General features: G+C 63.6%; 15 protein-coding genes. 8 read left to right on the forward strand and 7 right to left on the reverse strand.

All coding sequences use genetic code 11. The features are described from left to right. The first annotated feature begins 24 nt into the window (after window positions 1-24). Window positions 25-2,046 carry an NAD-dependent DNA ligase LigA gene (gene ligA, locus ACJ8OK_RS00225; RefSeq protein WP_004936443.1) on the forward strand — a complete coding sequence of 674 codons (2,022 nt, stop codon included), beginning with the start codon at window positions 25-27 and terminating at the stop codon, window positions 2,044-2,046. After that, the gene (locus tag ACJ8OK_RS00230; protein ID WP_004936441.1) at window positions 2,046-2,261 is read left to right on the forward strand and encodes a DUF3820 family protein; all 216 of its coding nucleotides are present in this window, start codon (window positions 2,046-2,048) and stop codon (window positions 2,259-2,261) included. The genes ligA and ACJ8OK_RS00230 overlap by 1 nt, the downstream gene beginning before the upstream one ends. A gap of 26 nt (window positions 2,262-2,287) precedes the next feature. On the opposite strand, the gene ACJ8OK_RS00235 is transcribed toward ACJ8OK_RS00230, so the two are convergent. Further along, a complete protein-coding gene (locus ACJ8OK_RS00235) occupies window positions 2,288-3,280 on the reverse strand; it encodes a bile acid:sodium symporter family protein (RefSeq protein WP_033632435.1) in 993 nt (330 codons plus the stop codon). Between the two features lie 97 nt (window positions 3,281-3,377). On the opposite strand from ACJ8OK_RS00235, the gene ACJ8OK_RS00240 reads away from it, so the two are divergent. Beyond that, entirely contained in the window at window positions 3,378-4,298 is a 921-nt protein-coding gene (locus ACJ8OK_RS00240; RefSeq protein ID WP_033632436.1) for a LysR family transcriptional regulator, read from the forward strand. 1 nt (window position 4,299) lies between these two features. Here ACJ8OK_RS00240 and ACJ8OK_RS00245 read toward each other — a convergent pair whose 3' ends face one another. Then, window positions 4,300-4,767, reverse strand: coding sequence for a FlxA-like family protein (locus tag ACJ8OK_RS00245; RefSeq protein WP_033632437.1), 468 nt, complete (start codon window positions 4,765-4,767; stop codon window positions 4,300-4,302). 52 nt (window positions 4,768-4,819) lie between these two features. Beyond that, window positions 4,820-5,368, reverse strand: coding sequence for a nucleotidyltransferase family protein (locus ACJ8OK_RS00250; RefSeq protein ID WP_015378665.1), 549 nt, complete (start codon window positions 5,366-5,368; stop codon window positions 4,820-4,822). A gap of 159 nt (window positions 5,369-5,527) precedes the next feature. On the opposite strand from ACJ8OK_RS00250, the gene ACJ8OK_RS00255 reads away from it, so the two are divergent. Beyond that, window positions 5,528-6,913, forward strand: a complete 1,386-nt coding sequence (locus ACJ8OK_RS00255) for an ethanolamine ammonia-lyase subunit EutB (RefSeq protein ID WP_004936427.1) — start codon at window positions 5,528-5,530, stop codon at window positions 6,911-6,913. Then, window positions 6,910-7,701, forward strand: a complete 792-nt coding sequence (eutC, locus tag ACJ8OK_RS00260) for an ethanolamine ammonia-lyase subunit EutC (RefSeq protein ID WP_060560010.1) — start codon at window positions 6,910-6,912, stop codon at window positions 7,699-7,701. The genes ACJ8OK_RS00255 and eutC overlap by 4 nt, the downstream gene beginning before the upstream one ends. Here the strand turns inward: eutC and ACJ8OK_RS00265 are convergent. Beyond that, window positions 7,680-8,582, reverse strand: a complete 903-nt coding sequence (locus ACJ8OK_RS00265) for a LysR family transcriptional regulator (RefSeq protein ID WP_048324636.1) — start codon at window positions 8,580-8,582, stop codon at window positions 7,680-7,682. The two genes, eutC and ACJ8OK_RS00265, sit on opposite strands and share 22 nt — an antisense overlap. Window positions 8,583-9,033: 451 nt before the next feature. Here ACJ8OK_RS00265 and budA point away from each other — a divergent pair, with 451 nt between their 5' ends. The 3 genes from budA to ACJ8OK_RS00280 all read left to right on the forward strand — a co-directional run bounded on the left by budA (window position 9,034) and on the right by ACJ8OK_RS00280 (window position 13,258). Beyond that, window positions 9,034-9,813, forward strand: coding sequence for an acetolactate decarboxylase (gene budA, locus ACJ8OK_RS00270; RefSeq protein ID WP_442530321.1), 780 nt, complete (start codon window positions 9,034-9,036; stop codon window positions 9,811-9,813). 32 nt (window positions 9,814-9,845) lie between these two features. After that, the gene (gene alsS, locus ACJ8OK_RS00275) at window positions 9,846-11,531 is read left to right on the forward strand and encodes an acetolactate synthase AlsS (RefSeq protein ID WP_033632440.1); all 1,686 of its coding nucleotides are present in this window, start codon (window positions 9,846-9,848) and stop codon (window positions 11,529-11,531) included. Window positions 11,532-11,671: 140 nt separating this feature from the next. Continuing rightward, window positions 11,672-13,258, forward strand: a complete 1,587-nt coding sequence (locus ACJ8OK_RS00280) for an ABC transporter substrate-binding protein (RefSeq protein ID WP_048324631.1) — start codon at window positions 11,672-11,674, stop codon at window positions 13,256-13,258. Window positions 13,259-13,286: 28 nt separating this feature from the next. Here ACJ8OK_RS00280 and ACJ8OK_RS00285 read toward each other — a convergent pair whose 3' ends face one another. Genes ACJ8OK_RS00285 through fepD form a run of 3 tightly spaced genes read right to left on the reverse strand, consistent with a single transcriptional unit; the run spans window position 13,287 to window position 16,203 of the window. Continuing rightward, the gene (locus ACJ8OK_RS00285; protein ID WP_004936408.1) at window positions 13,287-14,093 is read right to left on the reverse strand and encodes an ABC transporter ATP-binding protein; all 807 of its coding nucleotides are present in this window, start codon (window positions 14,091-14,093) and stop codon (window positions 13,287-13,289) included. Between the two features lie 17 nt (window positions 14,094-14,110). Further along, window positions 14,111-15,148 (reverse strand): iron-enterobactin ABC transporter permease, encoded by a 1,038-nt coding sequence (fepG, locus tag ACJ8OK_RS00290; protein WP_004936405.1) that lies wholly within the window; start codon window positions 15,146-15,148, stop codon window positions 14,111-14,113. Then, complete coding sequence (fepD, locus tag ACJ8OK_RS00295) at window positions 15,148-16,203, reverse strand: Fe(3+)-siderophore ABC transporter permease (protein WP_135638453.1); 1,056 nt, start codon at window positions 16,201-16,203, stop codon at window positions 15,148-15,150. The genes fepG and fepD overlap by 1 nt, the downstream gene beginning before the upstream one ends. Between the last annotated feature and the right edge of the window lie 203 nt (window positions 16,204-16,406).

Raw genomic sequence — 16,406 nt, forward strand, 5'->3', positions numbered from 1 at the left:
GTTTTTTATCTTTGATGGTGAGCCATGGAATCGATAATCCAACAAATCAATCAACTACGAGCCACACTGCGCCATCATGAATACCAGTATCATGTGCTGGATGCGCCGGAAGTGCCGGATGCGGAATATGACCGCCTGATGCGCGAGCTGCGCGAGCTGGAGAGCGCGCATCCGGAGCTGATCACCGCCGATTCGCCGACCCAGCGCGTGGGCGCGGCGCCGCTGGCGGCGTTCGACCAGGTGCGCCACGAAGTGCCGATGCTGTCGCTGGACAACGTGTTTGACGAAGAGAGCTTCCTGGCGTTTTACAAGCGCGTGCAGGACAGGCTCAAGAGCAGCGATCCGCTGACCTTCTGCTGCGAGTTGAAGCTGGACGGCCTGGCGGTCAGCCTGCTGTACGAAGACGGCGAACTGGTGCGCGCGGCGACGCGCGGCGACGGCACCACCGGCGAGAACATCACTACCAACGTGCGCACCATTCGCGCCATCCCGCTGCGCCTGACCGGCGACAACATCCCGCGCCGGCTGGAAGTGCGCGGCGAAGTGTTCATGCCGCAGGCCGGTTTCGAACAGATGAACGAAGAAGCCCGGCGCAAAGACGGCAAGGTATTCGCCAACCCGCGCAACGCCGCCGCCGGCTCGCTGCGCCAGCTCGATCCGCGCATTACCGCCAAACGCCCGCTGACCTTCTTCTGCTATGGCGTTGGCCTGCTGGAAGGCGGCGAGCTGCCGCGCAGCCACTTTGAGCGCCTGATGCAGTTCAAGGCCTGGGGCCTGCCGGTTAGCGATCGCGCCCAGCGCCGCACCGGCAGCGAGGAAGTGCTGGCGTTTTATCGCCAGGTCGAGCAGGACCGCGCGCAGCTCGGGTTCGATATCGACGGCGTGGTGATCAAGATTGACGATATCGATCTGCAGGAAACGCTGGGCTTTGTGGCGCGTGCGCCGCGTTGGGCGACGGCGTTCAAATTCCCGGCGCAGGAGCAGATCACCGTGGTGCGCGAAGTAGAGTTTCAGGTTGGCCGCACCGGTGCGATTACGCCGGTGGCGCGCCTTGAGCCGGTGCTGGTGGCCGGGGTGACCGTCAGCAACGCGACCTTGCACAACGCCGATGAAATTGAGCGTCTGGGGCTGCGCATCGGCGATACGGTGATCGTGCGCCGCGCCGGCGACGTGATCCCGCAGGTGGTGGGGGTGCTGGAAGACCGCCGGCCGCAGGATGCGCGCGAAGTGGTGTTCCCGCTGCACTGTCCGGTGTGCGGCTCCGACGTTGAGCGCGTGGAAGGCGAGGCCGTGGCGCGCTGCACCGGCGGGTTGATCTGCGGCGCGCAGCGCAAAGAGGCGTTGAAGCACTTCGTTTCCCGTCGCGCGCTGGACGTCGAGGGCATGGGTGACAAGATCATCGAGCAGCTGGTGGACAAGGAGTACGTGAAGAACCCGGCCGATCTGTTCCGCCTGTCCGCCGGCATTCTGACCGGCCTGGATCGCATGGGGCCGAAATCGGCGCAGAATCTGGTCAACGCGTTGGAGAAATCCAAGCAGACCACCTTCGCCCGTTTCCTGTATGCGCTCGGCATTCGCGAGGTCGGTGAAGCGACCGCCGCCAACCTGGCCGCGCATTTCGGATCGCTGGAGAAGCTGTTTGCCGCTGATATCGAGGCGCTGAAAGAGGTGCCGGACGTCGGTGAAGTGGTGGCCAAACATACCCGCAATTTCCTCGATGAAGCGCTCAATCAGCAGGTGATCAACGAGCTGGTGGGCGCCGAGATCGGCATCCGCTGGCCGGCGCCGGTGGTGGTGGTGGCGGAAGAGATAGACAGCCCGTTCGCCGGCAAAACCGTGGTGCTGACCGGCTCGCTGAGCCAGCTGTCGCGCGACGAGGCCAAAGATCGCCTGACGGCGCTGGGCGCCAAGGTCAGCGGCAGCGTGTCGAAGAAAACTGACCTGGTGATCGCCGGCGAGGCGGCCGGTTCCAAGCTGGCGAAGGCGCAGGAGCTGGGTATCGCCGTGATCGACGAAGCGGAAATGATCCGCCTGCTGGGTGACTGATGGAAAAGGAAAACCTGCTGGAGATCGCCAATACCGTGATGCCGTTCGGCAAGTACCAGGGGCGGGTGCTGATCGACCTGCCCGAAGAGTACCTGCTGTGGTTCGCGCGCAAGGGCGAATTCCCCAAAGGCAAGCTCGGCATGCTGATGGAGATGACGCTGGCGATTAAAATCGAAGGGCTTGATCACCTGGTCAAGCCGCTGAAGAAAAGCTGATCTGACGGGCCTCGGCCCGTCTTTTTTTACCCGCGCGACGTCTGCGCGTTGGGCACCGCCTGCTGCGCCCGCTGCTTGCGCTGGTATCTTTTGGCCAGCACTGCGCAGGTCATCAACTGCACCTGATGAAACACCATCAGCGGCAGCACCATGATCCCCACCGTCGCCGCCGGGAACAAGATATTGGCCATCGGAATGCCGTTCGCCAGGCTTTTCTTCGAGCCGCAGAACACGATGGTGATCTCGTCCGCCTTGCTGAACCCCAGCCAACGCGCCATGTAAGTGTTCACCACCAGCACGATCGCCAGCAGCACGATGCTGCCGCCGACGATAAACGCCAGCGAACCAAGCCCTACCTGGTGCCAGATGCCGTGCGTGACCGCTTCGCTGAAGGCGGCGTACACCACCAGCAAAATCGAGGTCTGGTCGGTTTTGCCGATCAGCGGGCGATGGCGTTCGATCCAGCCGCCGATCAGCGGCCGCAGCAGGTGGCCGGCGACGAACGGCACCAGCAGCTGCAGCACGATCGAGCCCACCTGCCGCAGGCTGCCGGTATCGCCGTGCACATTCATCAGCAGGCCGACCAACAGCGGCGACACGAAGATCCCCAGCAGGCTGGAGGCGGAGGCGCTGCACACCGCCGCCGCCACGTTGCCGCCCGCCAGCGAGGTGAAGGCGATGGCCGATTGCACGGTGGCGGGCAGGATGCACAGGTAGATGAAACCGGCGTACAGCTCGGGGCTGACGTCGATCGGCGCCCACCAGGCGAACAGTACGCCCAGAGCCGGAAAAATGATGAAGGTGCTGAACATCACCCACAGGTGCAGCCGCCAGTTGTTGCTGCCGGCCAGGATGGCCTCGCGTGACAGCTTGGCGCCGTGCATGAAGAACAGCAGGGCGATGGCGGCGATGGTCAGGGCGTTGAGCCAGCCGACGAACTCGCCGCGCGCCGGCAGGAACGACGCCAGCAGTACGGTGGCGATCAGCGTCAGGGTAAAACGATCGGGCAGAAATCTCATGGCGGTGCGCTCAGGGTAGAAAATCGATGGGGCTATTCTCCCGCGTGGGCATATAATAATTAAATTGATTTATTTAATTCATCTATGAATAAAACACATGAATTACTCACTCAAACAGCTGCGGGTGTTTGTCGCCATCGCTCGCCACGGCAGTTTCAGCCGCGCCGGTGAGGCGATCGGCCTGACGCAATCGGCGGTCAGCCACAGCGTGAAAGAACTGGAGGCGGAAGTCGGGGTTCGCCTGCTGGATCGCACCACGCGTGAAGTGGTGTTGACCGATGCCGGCCTGCGGCTGGCCAACCGGGTCGAACGGCTGCTGGACGAGCTGCAGACCACTCTGCTGGATGTGCGCAGCTTTGGCGTACAGCGCAGCGGTACGGTGCGGGTGGCGACGAGCCAGACCATTTCCGCCCATCTGATGCCGCAGTGCATCGCCGCCGGTGAGCGCCAATACCCGGAGATCCGCATCATGCTGCGCGATCAGGCGCAGCAGCAGGTGCTGCACAGCGTGCGCAACGCGGAGGTGGATTTCGGCATCGTGGTCGATCCGGTGCAGGCGGTGGATCTGGAGTGCGAAGCGGTGCTGCACGAGCCGTTCCTGTTGCTGTGCCGCGACGATCATCCGTTCGCTGCGCAGCAGGCGGTGCATTGGTCGGCGCTGAACGGTTGCCGCCTGGTGTTGCAGGACTATGCGTCGGGCAGCCGGCCGTTGATCGACAGCGCGCTGAGGCAGCAGGGCGTGGAGGCGCAGGTAGTGCAGGAAATCGGCCATCCGGCGACGCTGTTCCCGATGGTGGCGGAAGGGATTGGCATCAGCATTTTCCCGGCGTTGGCGTTGCCGTTGCCGGAAGGGGGGCGGCTCCGGGTGCGGCGGCTGGTGCCGGAGATCAACCGCGCGTTGATGCTGGTGCGGCGCAAGAACCGCTCGCTGACGCCGGCGGCGGAGGCCATCTGGCAGGTGGCGCGCAAGCAGGCGGCGCTGCTGCACCAGCGCCGGCAGGAAACCGCGGCATATTGACTCAGATATAGACGTCCACCGCGTTGAGCGGCGTTGGGCGGTTTACGCCGTCGCCGGCTTGCGCCGCGGCTTTTGCCATTTGCTCCTGCTGTTGCTTTTCCATTTCTTCTTTCTGGATGCGCGCGATCTCGGCCTGCAACATCTTGATCTGCGCTTCGATCAGCTGCTTCTGTTTTTCTATTTCCTTAGGATCGGCGTCGGAGTCCTTTAGCTCCACCAACTTTTGCTGCAGCGACTGAATCTGCCGGTTCAGCGCCTTGATGCGGGCCGAGGCGCGGCTTTCGTTGAGGTTGACCGGTTCGTCATTGCCGTTGGTGCGTTCGTTTTTCTCCATCTTGCCGCCTTGCGGCTGGTTGTTGACCGGTTTGGCCATCAGCAATTCGCCCTGATGGCCCGGCGCGCTGAACACGTTGCTGACGCCGGGAACGGTATTTTTGATCGGTACGATCATGGTGATGGTGGTCGACATGAATGCTCTCCCTGAGTCGGTATATCGCTGTTCAGGGTATCGGCAGCGGCGGCTAAATCTTTACCTGCCGCAGGCGCGGCCAACGCTGCAGCCAGCCTTTGTCGAGCACGCGCTGGGCATAGGCCGCGCGATCGCCGTTTTTCGCGTTAAAGGTAATGGTGTCGTCGAATAGCGCCGCGAGCCCGAAGGGGGCCACCAGCGTGATGCTGTCGTCGGCGTTCAGGCGCGCGCCGATCGCCGTTTCCACTTCGGTCCAGAAGCTGATGGCCTCTTCGCTGTCGCGATAAGGCGCCCGGCCGCCGCGCAGGTGCATGCGCGCCTGGTTCTTGACCGACCAAGGTCGCGGCAGCCACTGTTGCAAACGCACCTCCAGCATGCGATCGCGCTCAGCGTCCGCACGCTCCGCATCGAAGTGGATCACGTCGATATCGTTGAGCGGCGTGGGCTCCGTATAGCCATGGCGCCGATCCCACACCAGATTGCGCACAAAGCCGGCGCCGAGGCACCAGTCATTCAAGCCGAGCCGGCGCACGGTGCGCAGGGCGGCCATGCGCGCGTTATCTTGTTGCAGCCAGTCGATAATTTGCCGTTGCGGATCCATCACCCCTCCTGTTTTCGCGGCTACTGTAACCCGAAGCGGCAACGGGTGAAATGGGGGAAAGCGTGATGGCGGCGATCGCGTGCAAAATAATTTTCTTTTCCCACTGACTACACTTGGTGCAGGGCTGTTATCTCGTCACGCAGGGCAAGGGAGGGGGCTATGTTTCAGGCAACGGTGGGCCAACGCGGCTATCGCTTTGGCGATCTGCGCCAGCTGATGGCGAAAGCATCGCCGGCGCGTTCCGGCGATTATCTGGCGGAGGTGGCGGCGGAGAGCGCCGAAGAGCGCATGGCGGCGCGCATCGCGCTGGCGGATGTGCCGCTCAAGGCGTTCCTGCAGCAGGTGCTGGTGCCGTACGAACAGGACGAGGTGACGCGCCTGATCATCGACAGCCACGACGCCGCCGCCTTTGAGCCCATCTCGCACCTCACGGTCGGCGATTTTCGCGACTGGCTGCTGAGCGAGCAGGCGGACAGCGCCATGCTGGCGCAGGTGGCCGCCGGCATTACGCCGGAGATGGCGGCGGCGGTAAGCAAGATCATGCGCAATCAGGATCTGATCCTGGTGGCGAAGAAATGCCGGGTGGTGACGCGCTTTCGCAATACCATCGGCCTGCCGGGCCACCTCAGCGTGCGGCTGCAGCCCAATCACCCGACCGACAGCCTGCAGGGCATCGCCGCCAGCATGCTGGACGGTTTGTTGTACGGCAGCGGCGACGCGGTGGTCGGCATCAACCCGGCCAGCGACAGCCTGCCGCTGCTGGAAAAGCTCAACTACATGCTGGACGACGTGATCCAGCGCTTCGCCATACCCACCCAATCCTGCGTGCTGACCCACGTGACCAACACGCTGCGGCTGATGGAGCGCGGCGCGCCGGTGGATCTGGTGTTTCAGTCGATCGCCGGCACCGAGGCGGCCAACCGCGGTTTCGGCATCAGCCTGGCGCTGCTGGCGGAGGCGCAGCAGGCGGCACTGAGCCTCAGGCGCGGCACGCTGGGCGATAACGTGATGTATTTCGAAACCGGGCAGGGCAGTTGCCTGTCGGCCAACGCGCATCACGGCGTCGATCAGCAGACCTGTGAGGCGCGCGCCTATGCGGTGGCGCGCCATTTCTCGCCGCTGCTGATCAATACCGTGGTGGGGTTTATCGGCCCCGAATACCTGTATGACGGCAAACAAATTATCCGCGCCGGGCTGGAGGATCATTTCTGCGGCAAGCTGCTCGGCCTGCCGCTGGGCTGCGACGTCTGCTACACCAACCATGCCGAAGCCGATCAGGACGACATGGACACGCTGCTGACGCTGTTGGCCGCCGCCGGGTTGACGTTCCTGATAGGCGTGCCGGGCGCGGACGACATCATGCTCAACTACCAAAGCACCTCGTTCCACGACGCGCTCTATATCCGCGAACTGCTGGGGCTGAAGCACGCGCCGGAGTTTGCCGCCTGGCTGGCGGCGATGAATATCACCGACGAGCGCGGGCGGCTGCGCGACGCCGCCGCCAATCACCCGCTGTTGTTGGCGCTGCAGGGAGAACGGACATGAGCAAACCGGTTCACGTCAACAGTTGGGACTCGCTGCGCGCCTTTACCGACGCGCGCATCGCGTTGGGGCGCACCGGCGCCAGCCTGCCGACCGACGAGCTGCTGCGCTTCGGCCTGGCCCATGCCCAGGCGCGCGACGCGGTGCATCAGCCTTTCGACAGCGAGCGGCTGGCGGCGGATTTGCACCAGGCCGGTTGGCCCTCGCTGGCGGTGCACAGCCAGGCCGCCGACCGCGCCGCCTATCTGCGCCGTCCGGATCTGGGGCGGCGATTGGCGTCGGACAGCCGCAGCCTGCTGCTCGGCTCACCATCGCGCCGTGTCGATCTGCTGCTGGCGGTGGCGGACGGCCTCTCTTCCAAAGCGGTGCACCGCCAGGCGCTGCCGCTGCTGCAGGCGCTTCGGCCCTATCTCGATACGCTGGGGCTGAGCGTCTCACCGGTGGTGTTGGCGCATCAGGCGCGGGTGGCGCTGGGGGATGAGATTGGCGAATGCCTGCAGGCCCGGGCGGTGGCGGTGCTGATCGGCGAACGACCGGGGCTGTCGTCGCCGGACAGCCTGGGCATTTATTTGACCTGGGAGCCGAATGCGCGCAGAACGGACGCCGAGCGTAACTGCATCTCCAACGTGCGGCCGGAGGGGCTGGATTACCCGCAGGCAGCGTTCCGTCTGGCCTGGCTGCTGGAGCAGGCGTTCCAGCGGCGGCTGAGCGGCATCGAGCTGAAGGACGAGAGCGACAATCCGGCGCTGCACAACCGGGTGACACCGCTTTACCCCCAGCTGGGCGGCTGACCGAGGGTTTGCTGCAGCAGGGCGGTGAAGGCCGCCAGCCGGGCGGACACCTTCGCCATCGGGCGCAGCAGATAGATGCCTTGCTGCTCATGGCGCGGATCTTCGAGCATCTGAACCAGTTGCCCATTCTGCACGTCCGGCCCCACCACCCAGTTGGGCAGGAAGGCAATGCCGAGGCCGAGCAGCGCCGCCTGGCGCTGCGCGGTGAAGTCGTCGCAGCGCAGCGCCATGGTGCAGCGGCTCATCAGCGCCGCGTCGAGGATCTGCGCCCAGCAGGCCGGCTGCTGTTTGTGGTAGCGGGCGATCAGCCGATGCTGCGGCAACGCTTCCAGATCGCTCGGCAGGCCATAGCGGGCGACGTAGGCGGGGCTGGCGCACATCACCCAGCGTTGCGTGGCGATGCGGCTGGCGTACAGCGCGCTGTCCTTCTGCTCGCCGATGCGGAGGGCGGCGTCCAGCCGTTCCTGCGTCGGATCGGTCTGGCGTTCGGTCAGATCGAGATCGATAGACAGCTGAGGATAGCGTTCCGCTAGCGTCGGCAGCAGCGGCAGCACATAGGTTTTGCCGAAGGTCGGCAGGCAGCTGATGCGCAGCGTGCCTTGCGGCGTTTCGTTTAACGCGCTCAGCTCGGCGTGAATGCCGGTAATGTCCGTCATCAGCGCGGCGGCGCGCGTCAGCAGCAGCTCGCCGGCGTCGGTCAGCAGCAGCCCACGGGTGGAGCGGACGAACAGCGTGGCGCCGAGCGCGCTTTCCAAGGCGTCGATATGGCGCACCAGCGAGGAGGGCACCATGCCCAGCCGGCGAGCGGCGGCGGAAAAGCTGCCTAGGCGGGCCACGTCGAGAAAGATCGGCAGATGTTCAACATAACGGGCGTCATTCATTTTTGCATTATATGCAAAAGCGTTTCTTATGAATACCCGCTTCTCTGTCGGCGGCGCTGCGGCTACTCTGGTTGCGGGTTGACGGCGGGCTTCAACGCCGCTGCATCCCTGCCGTATAGAGAGAAAACGCATAAACCTCGCGGCGCTTAGCACTAAATAACAGATGTTTTTCCCAGGCTGCGCGAGCCGCCTGCGGAGTTGATTGTCGCTCCAACACCAGATTAACCGTTCAATTTGATATCCGACTCGGCATTAATGATTAGTGAGCCTTTACTTTCACACGTCATGCCGTGGGTTCTGGATATCGGCCGGCCAGCCGTGCCGGTTTTTTTGTCGCCTCAGGCTGAATCGTTCCAACTGATGAACGCGCCTTGGGGGGCATCTTGGCCCACCGTCGGTGGGTCTTTTGAACGCGCAGGATCGCGATCCCGCGCTGGTGGAGGAGTGAGTCATGAACGAAAAACACGGGTGTTCCTGTGCGCGCCATTTGGCGCAGGGTTTTGCCAGGCAGTCGATCAACGCCGGGGAGGGCGAAATCTATCAAATCTCGCTGATGAGCGCGCTCATCGACGGGGTCTACGAGGGTGAAACCACCATTGCCGAGTTGCTCAAACGCGGTGATTTCGGCCTCGGTACCTTCAATCACCTGGATGGCGAACTGATCGCTTTCGACCAGGAAATACACCAGCTGCGCGCCGACGGCAGCGCCCGCCCAGCCGGTTTGCAACAGAAAACCCCTTTCGCCGTCGTCACCTTTTTCCAGCCCAGTATCAGCCAGCAGTTCGACCGGCCGATCACCAAGGCGCAGCTGCACCAATGCATCGATGAACAGGTCGCCTCGCCGAACCTGTTTTGCGCGGTGCGGGTCGACGGTGAGTTCAGCCACGTGGAAACCCGCACCGTGCCGCGTCAGGAACGGCCCTATCGCCCGATGCTGGAAGCGATAGAAGAGCAGCCGACCTTCTCGTTTCATCAACGGCGCGGCACGCTGGTCGGCTTCCGCTCGCCGGATTACATGCAGGGCATCGGCGTGGCCGGCTATCACGAACATTTCGTTACCGACGACCGCAGCGGCGGCGGCCACGTGCTGGATTACCAGCTCGATCATGGCCGCCTGCAGTTCGGCGTCATCACCCGTCTCAATCTTCAGTTGCCGCATGATGCGGATTTCTTGCGCGCCAACCTCTGCCCAGAGGATTTGGATCGTGCGATTCGTTCCGCCGAGGGCTAACCCCGGCGATCGTTTTCTTAGGAGGTGGAACCATGGCACAGGAAAAAACAGGCAATGACTGGCAATGCGGCGCCGACTTGGTGGTGAAAAACCTGGAAGCGCAGGGCGTCAAACACGTTTTCGGCATTCCGGGCGCCAAGATCGACCGGGTGTTCGACTCGCTGGAGGACGCGCCATCGATTGAAACGGTGGTGGTGCGGCATGAGGCCAACGCGGCCTTTATGGCGGCGGCGGTCGGCCGCCTGACCGGCAAGGCCGGGGTGGCGCTGGTCACCTCCGGGCCGGGCAGCTCCAACCTGATCACCGGGCTGGCCACCGCCACCTCGGAGGGGGACGCGGTAGTGGCCTTCGGCGGGGCGGTGAAGCGCGCCGACAGCCTGAAGCAGACGCACCAGAGCATGGATACCGTCAGCATGTTCCGGCCGGTGACCAAGTATTGCGCCGAAGTGCACGCCGGCTCGGCGATTTCCGAGGTGATCGCCAACGCCTTCCGCCGCGCCGAGTTCGGCCGCCCAGGAGCCTCGTTCATCAGCCTGCCGATGGATATCGTCAATGAACCGGTCAGCGCGCCGGTGTTGGCCGGCTGCCGCTTGCCGCGCATGGGGGCCGCGGCGGCGGACGACATCCAGGCGGCGGTGAAGCTGATCCGCCAGGCCAAATGCCCGGTATTGCTGCTCGGTTTGCAGGCCAGCCGGCCGGAGAACAGCGAGGCGGTGCGCCATCTGCTGTACCGCACCCACATGCCGGTGGTCGGCACCTATCAGGCGGCGGGGGTGATTGACGTCAACCACTTCGCCCGCTTCGCCGGCCGCGTCGGCCTGTTCAACAACCAGCCGGCCGATCAGCTGTTGCAGAAGGCCGATCTGGTGGTGAGCGTCGGCTATGATCCGATCGAATACGATCCCTGCATGTGGAACAGTCATGGGCGGCTGAAACTGGTGCACATCGACGTGCTGCCGGCGGATATCGACACCTGCTATCGGCCGGACGTCGAACTGGTGGGCAACATCAGCGCCACGCTGAACATGATGACCGAAACGTTCAATGAGGCGGTCTGCGTGCCGCCGGAGGTGGAGCTGATCCTCACCGATCTCGGCCGCCAGCGCACAGAACTGGCGGAGCGCGCCGCGCGCCGCGGCGGCATGCCGATCCACCCGCTGCGCATCGTCAAGGAGCTGCAGGACATCGTCAGCGACGACGTGACGCTGTGCGTGGACATGGGCAGTTTCCACATCTGGATCGCCCGCTATCTTTACAGCTTCCGCGCCCGCCAGCTGTTGATCTCCAACGGCCAGCAAACCATGGGGGTGGCGCTGCCGTGGGCCATCGGCGCGGCATTGGTGCGCCCCGGCGACAAGGTGGTGTCGATCTCTGGCGACGGCGGCTTCATGCAGTCGAGCATGGAGCTGGAGACCGCGGTGCGGCTGAAAAATAACATCGTGCACGTGATCTGGGTCGATAACGCTTACAACATGGTGGAGATGCAGGAAGTGAACAAATACCAGCGCAAATCCGGCGTGGAGTTCGGGCCGATTGACTTCAAGGCCTATGCGGAATCCTGCGGCGCGGTCGGTTTCGCCGTGCAGTCGGTGGACGATCTGCGGCCGATGCTGCGCAAGGCGATGGCGATCCAGGGGCCGGTGGTGGTGGCCATTCCGGTCGACTACGCCGACAACTATAAGCTGATGGCGCAGATGAACTTCAGCCAGATGATTTAATTTCATCATCGCGTGGTTTCACCGGGGCAGGCCGCTTGCGCGCCTGCCCGTTTTTATGCGCGGAATTTATCCTTTACATCGCTAACTGCATGATTTATTGCTATCCGTTGGGCTGTTTTTTCACCACTGGGGATAGCGCAATGAAAAGAAAAGCAATAACGATCGGGCTGCTGGCGTTGGCGATTGCCGGCGGCGCGCGAGCCAATACGCTGGTCTACTGTTCTGAAGGCTCGCCGGAAGGTTTCAACCCGCAGCTGTTCACCTCCGGCACCACGGTGGATGCCAGTTCGGCGGCGATCTACAACCGGCTGGTGGATTTCAAACCCGGTACCGTCGAGCTGCAACCCAGCCTGGCGGAAAGCTGGGAGGTCAGCGAAGACGGCAAGCGCTATACCTTCCACCTGCGCAAGGGTGTGGCATTCCAGAGCAATAAATATTTTACCCCCACCCGCGATTTCAACGCCGATGACGTCATCTTCTCGTTTATGCGCCAGAAGGACGCCAACAACCCGTATCACAAGGTCTCCAACGGCGCCTACACCAACTTCGAGTCGATGGAGTTCGGCACGCTGATTGACCGGATCGTCAAGGTGGATGACCACACCGTGCGCTTTGAGCTCTCCCGCGCCGAGGCGCCGTTCGTTGCCGATCTGGGCATGTACTTCGCCACCATTTTATCGGCGGAATATGCCGACGCGATGCTGAAGGCCGGCACGCCGCAGCGGGTGGACAACGATCCGATCGGCACCGGGCCGTTCCAGCTGGTGCAGTATCAGAAGGACGCAAAAATCCTCTACAAGGCGTTCGACCGCTATTGGGAAGGCAAACCGAAGATCGATCGGCTGGTGTTCTCGATCACGCCGGATGCGACGGTGCGTTACGCCAAACTGCAAAAGAACGAGTGCCAGGTGATGCCGTTCCCCAACCCGGCGGATCTGGCGCGCATGCGGCAGGACGGCAACCTGCAGGTGATGGAAAAATCCGGCCTGAATATCGGCTTCCTGGCGTTCAACACCCAGAAGAAGCCGTTGGATAACGTCAAGGTGCGCCAGGCGTTGGCGCTGGCTGTCAACAAGCCGGCGATCATCGACGCGGTGTTCCACGGCGCCGGTCAGCCGGCCAAGAATCTGCTGCCGCCGACCCAATGGGGCAGCAACGCGCAGCTTGAAGATTATCCGTATTCGCCGGAGCGGGCGAAGCAGCTGCTGCAGGAGGCCGGGCTGGGGCAGGGGTTCGATATCGATCTTTGGGCGATGCCGGTGCAGCGGCCCTATAACCCCAACGCCAAGCGCATGGCGGAGATGATCCAGGCCGACTGGGCCAAGATCGGCGTGCGCGCCAAAATCGTCACCTTCGAGTGGGGCGAGTATTTGCAGCGGATTAAAAACGGCGAGCACCAGACCGCGCTGATGGGCTGGACCACCGCCAACGGCGATCCGGACAACTTCTTCGGCCCGCTGTTCACCTGCGCTTCGCTCGGCGGCTCCAACTCGGCGAAATGGTGCTACAAACCGTTCGACCAGCTGATCCTGCAGGCGCGCGAGGAGAACGATCACGCCAAACGGGTGGCGATGTATCAGCAGGCGCAGGTGATGATGCACGATCAGATGCCGGCGCTGATGATCGCGCACTCGACCATCTTCGAACCGGTGCGCAAGGAAGTGAAAGGCTACGAGATAGACCCGTTCGGCAAACACATCTTCAAACAGGTGTCGCTGGAGAAGTAACCAAGAGGCCGGGTTAACCCGGCCTTTTTCATGCCTGCGGCGCGTCGCAGTGGTAGCGGCCGCGCGGGATCACCAGCGGCGTGTGGGACAGCGGATCGTCGATGATCATGCACGGCATGCCGAACACCCGCTCCACCAGTTCGGCGGTGATGATCTCCGCCGGTTTCCCTTCCGCCACGATCTTGCCGTCGCGCATGGCGATGATGTGGTCGGCATAGCGGCAGGCGTGGTTGAGATCGTGCAGCACCGCGATCAGGGTTTGACCGCGCTCGCGGTTGAGCTGGCGGAACAGATCCAGCAGTTCGATCTGGTGCGCGATGTCCAGATAGGTGGTCGGCTCATCCAGCAGTAGCAGCGGGGTTTGCTGCGCCAGCGCCATCGCCACCCAGACGCGCTGACGCTGCCCGCCGGACAGCTCGTCGACGCTGCGATCCGCCAACTGGCTGACGTTGGTGGCCGCCATGGCGGCTTCCACCGCCTGTTTGTCGGCCTGCGTCCACTGTTTCAGCAGGCTTTGGTGCGGATAGCGGCCGCGCGACACCAGGTCCGCCACGGTGATGCTGTCCGGCGCGATCGAAGTTTGCGGCAGCAGCCCAAGCTCGCGCGCCAGCGCCTTGGTGGCGAAGCTGCTGATGTTCTTGCCGTCCAGCATCACCTCGCCGGCGCTGGGTTTCAGCAGGCGGCACAGGGCGCGCAACAGCGTCGATTTGCCGCAGGCGTTCGGCCCGACGATCACCGTGAAGGCGCCGTCGGGGATCGCCACGCTCAGATCGTCAGCGATGATTTTATTGTCGTAGCCCAGCTTCAGGTGCGAGGCGTGCAGGCGGTGGCTCATGGCATTATCACTCTTCATTATCTGCGGGCCTCTCGGATGAGCAGCCAAATCAGGTACAGGCCGCCGATGCAGACGGTCACAACCCCGACCGGCAGTTGGATCGGCGCGAAAAGATGTTGGGACACCACGTCGGCGCCGAGCAGCAACGCCGCGCCCATCAGCGCCGAGGAGGTCAGGGTGACCGAGGATTGGCCGGCGAGGCGACGGGCGATCTGCGGCGCCGCCAGCGCGATAAAGGAAATCGGCCCGGCGGTGGCGGTGACGGCGGCGGTGAGGGTGACGCCGAACAGCATCAGCCACAGCCGGCTGCCTTCGGCGTTAACGCCCAGCGCGCGCGCCGTGTCATCGCCCATTTCCAGCAGCTGCAGCCGTTTGCCCATCAGCAGCGCGGCCGCGGCCGCCAGCACGATGAACGCCGTGGCGGGCTGGGCTTTTTGCCAGGTCATGCCGTTGAGCGAACCGGCCTGCCACATGGCGGCGTCCATGGCGCGCTCGAGCGAGGCGGTGATGATCAGCCAGGTATTGGTGGAGACCAGCACCGCGCTGATGGCGATGCCGACGATGATCAACCGGAAGCCGGCGATGCCTTGCCGCCAGGCCAGCAGATAGATGGCCAGCGCGGCGAGAATGCCGCCGGCCAGCGCGCCGCCGGCGATGTAATAGTAGCCGCCGTTGAACAGGGTGATGGCGATCAGCGCGCCGGTGTAAGCCCCCATGTTAAAGCCGATCACATCCGGGCTGCCGAGCGGGTTGCGGATAATTGACTGGAAAATGGCGCCGCTCATGCCGAGCGCGGCGCCTAACAACAGCGCCATGGCGATGCGCGGCAAGCGCCATTGGGTGACCACGGTCACCAGGTTTTTCGGCGCCTCGCCGGTCAGCGCGGCAAAAACCTGCTCCAGCGAAAGTTGCAGCGTGCCGTAGCACAGGGCGGCGACGGCCATCGCCAGACACAGCGCCAACAGTGAAAGGTTGACCAGCAGCAGGCGCAGCGGCAGGCGCCCGTTGATGACGCCGTCCGGGCGGCCGATATGCAGCGTGTGCGGCAGACTCATCACAGACCCCCCAGCGTTTTCTTGCGGCGCACCAGCCAGATCAGGACCGGCGCGCCAATGAAGGCCGCCACGATGGAAACCCGAAGTTCACCGGCCGCCAGCAGACGGCCGACCACGTCGGCGCACAGCAGTAAAATCGGCGCCAGCAGCATGGAGTAGGGCAGGATCCAGCGCTGGTCGGGACCGACCCACCAGCGGGCGATATGCGGCACCATCAGGCCGATGAAACTGATTGGGCCGACGGTGGCGGTCGCCGCGCCGCACAGCAGCGTGATGGCGATCACCGCGATCACCTGAGTCAGCACCACGCGCGCGCCGAGCGCGATAGCCAGATCTTCCCCCATGCCGATGGTATTTAGCGGCCGGGCGATGAGCAACGTCAGCAGGCAGCCGAGCAAAATGGCGGGGGCGGTGACCGGCAGCGTGGACAGCGTGCGGATATCCAGCGTGCCGGCCTGCCAGAAGCGCAGTTGGTCGAAGGTTTGCGGATCGATCAGCGACAGCCCGGTGGTGATGCCGAGCAACACCGCGCCGATCGCCACGCCGGCCAGCGTCAGCCGCACCGGGTTGATGCGCCCGCCCGCCAACGTGCCGATCAGGTAGACCAGCAGGGTGGTGAGGGCAGCGCCGACAAAGGCGTAGGCCATATAGCTTTCGGTGGTGGCCGCGCCGAAAAACATGATGCCGATGACCACGGCGAAGCTGGCGCCGGCGTTGATGCCGAGCACGCCGGGATCGGCCAGCGGATTGCGCGTCAATGCCTGAATCAGCGCGCCGGCGGCGCCGAGCGCCATGCCGGCCAAGATGCCCGCCAGCGTACGGGGCACCCGGGCGTTGAGAATGATGGTGCTGTCGGAACCGCTCGCGGCGCCCTGCAGACTGAGCCAGACGGTATGGAAGGGGATGGCTTTGGAACCCAGCATCAGGCTGGCAATGATGCACAGCAGCAGCAGCGCCGTGCCGATACCGAACCCGGCGATGCGTTTGAAGCCACTGGCGTAAGCTGCGTGCGGGGCGGACGAAAGCGTCCGCTCAGTCGGAGTGGGTACGTTCACACCGGTAACTCCTGTATGATTTTTATTCTCATTGTTATTTGCGTTCATGCGGGCGCTAATAGTAGCACGAGTTTACGCCCGCATGCACCCGCCGGTTGGTGGCGCAGGTGCGTTGACGATGTTAATAACTATTGATATTTCAATTGATTGAATGTGAACGGTTGCCCTGTTTATGGCAAACGTCGGCAGGAGGCTGACCCGCC

Origin of the sequence: Serratia sp. CY71090 (assembly GCF_052166845.1) — a bacterium.
Taxonomy (GTDB): Bacteria; Pseudomonadota; Gammaproteobacteria; order Enterobacterales; family Enterobacteriaceae; genus Serratia; species Serratia nematodiphila.

Coding starts and splice junctions, on each gene's coding strand:
- ACJ8OK_RS00245 (WP_033632437.1), bottom strand. CDS start 4,767: ATGTCGACCACCATCACCATGATCGTACCGATCAAAAATACCGTTCCC.
- ACJ8OK_RS00235 (WP_033632435.1), bottom strand. CDS start 3,280: ATGAGATTTCTGCCCGATCGTTTTACCCTGACGCTGATCGCCACCGTA.
- ligA (WP_004936443.1), top strand. CDS start 25: ATGGAATCGATAATCCAACAAATCAATCAACTACGAGCCACACTGCGC.
- eutC (WP_060560010.1), top strand. CDS start 6,910: ATGAGCAAACCGGTTCACGTCAACAGTTGGGACTCGCTGCGCGCCTTT.
- ACJ8OK_RS00250 (WP_015378665.1), bottom strand. CDS start 5,368: ATGGATCCGCAACGGCAAATTATCGACTGGCTGCAACAAGATAACGCG.
- ACJ8OK_RS00255 (WP_004936427.1), top strand. CDS start 5,528: ATGTTTCAGGCAACGGTGGGCCAACGCGGCTATCGCTTTGGCGATCTG.
- fepG (WP_004936405.1), bottom strand. CDS start 15,148: ATGAGTCTGCCGCACACGCTGCATATCGGCCGCCCGGACGGCGTCATC.
- ACJ8OK_RS00240 (WP_033632436.1), top strand. CDS start 3,378: ATGAATTACTCACTCAAACAGCTGCGGGTGTTTGTCGCCATCGCTCGC.
- ACJ8OK_RS00265 (WP_048324636.1), bottom strand. CDS start 8,582: ATGAATGACGCCCGTTATGTTGAACATCTGCCGATCTTTCTCGACGTG.
- budA (WP_442530321.1), top strand. CDS start 9,034: ATGAACGAAAAACACGGGTGTTCCTGTGCGCGCCATTTGGCGCAGGGT.
- ACJ8OK_RS00280 (WP_048324631.1), top strand. CDS start 11,672: ATGAAAAGAAAAGCAATAACGATCGGGCTGCTGGCGTTGGCGATTGCC.
- ACJ8OK_RS00230 (WP_004936441.1), top strand. CDS start 2,046: ATGGAAAAGGAAAACCTGCTGGAGATCGCCAATACCGTGATGCCGTTC.
- ACJ8OK_RS00285 (WP_004936408.1), bottom strand. CDS start 14,093: ATGAGCCACCGCCTGCACGCCTCGCACCTGAAGCTGGGCTACGACAAT.
- alsS (WP_033632440.1), top strand. CDS start 9,846: ATGGCACAGGAAAAAACAGGCAATGACTGGCAATGCGGCGCCGACTTG.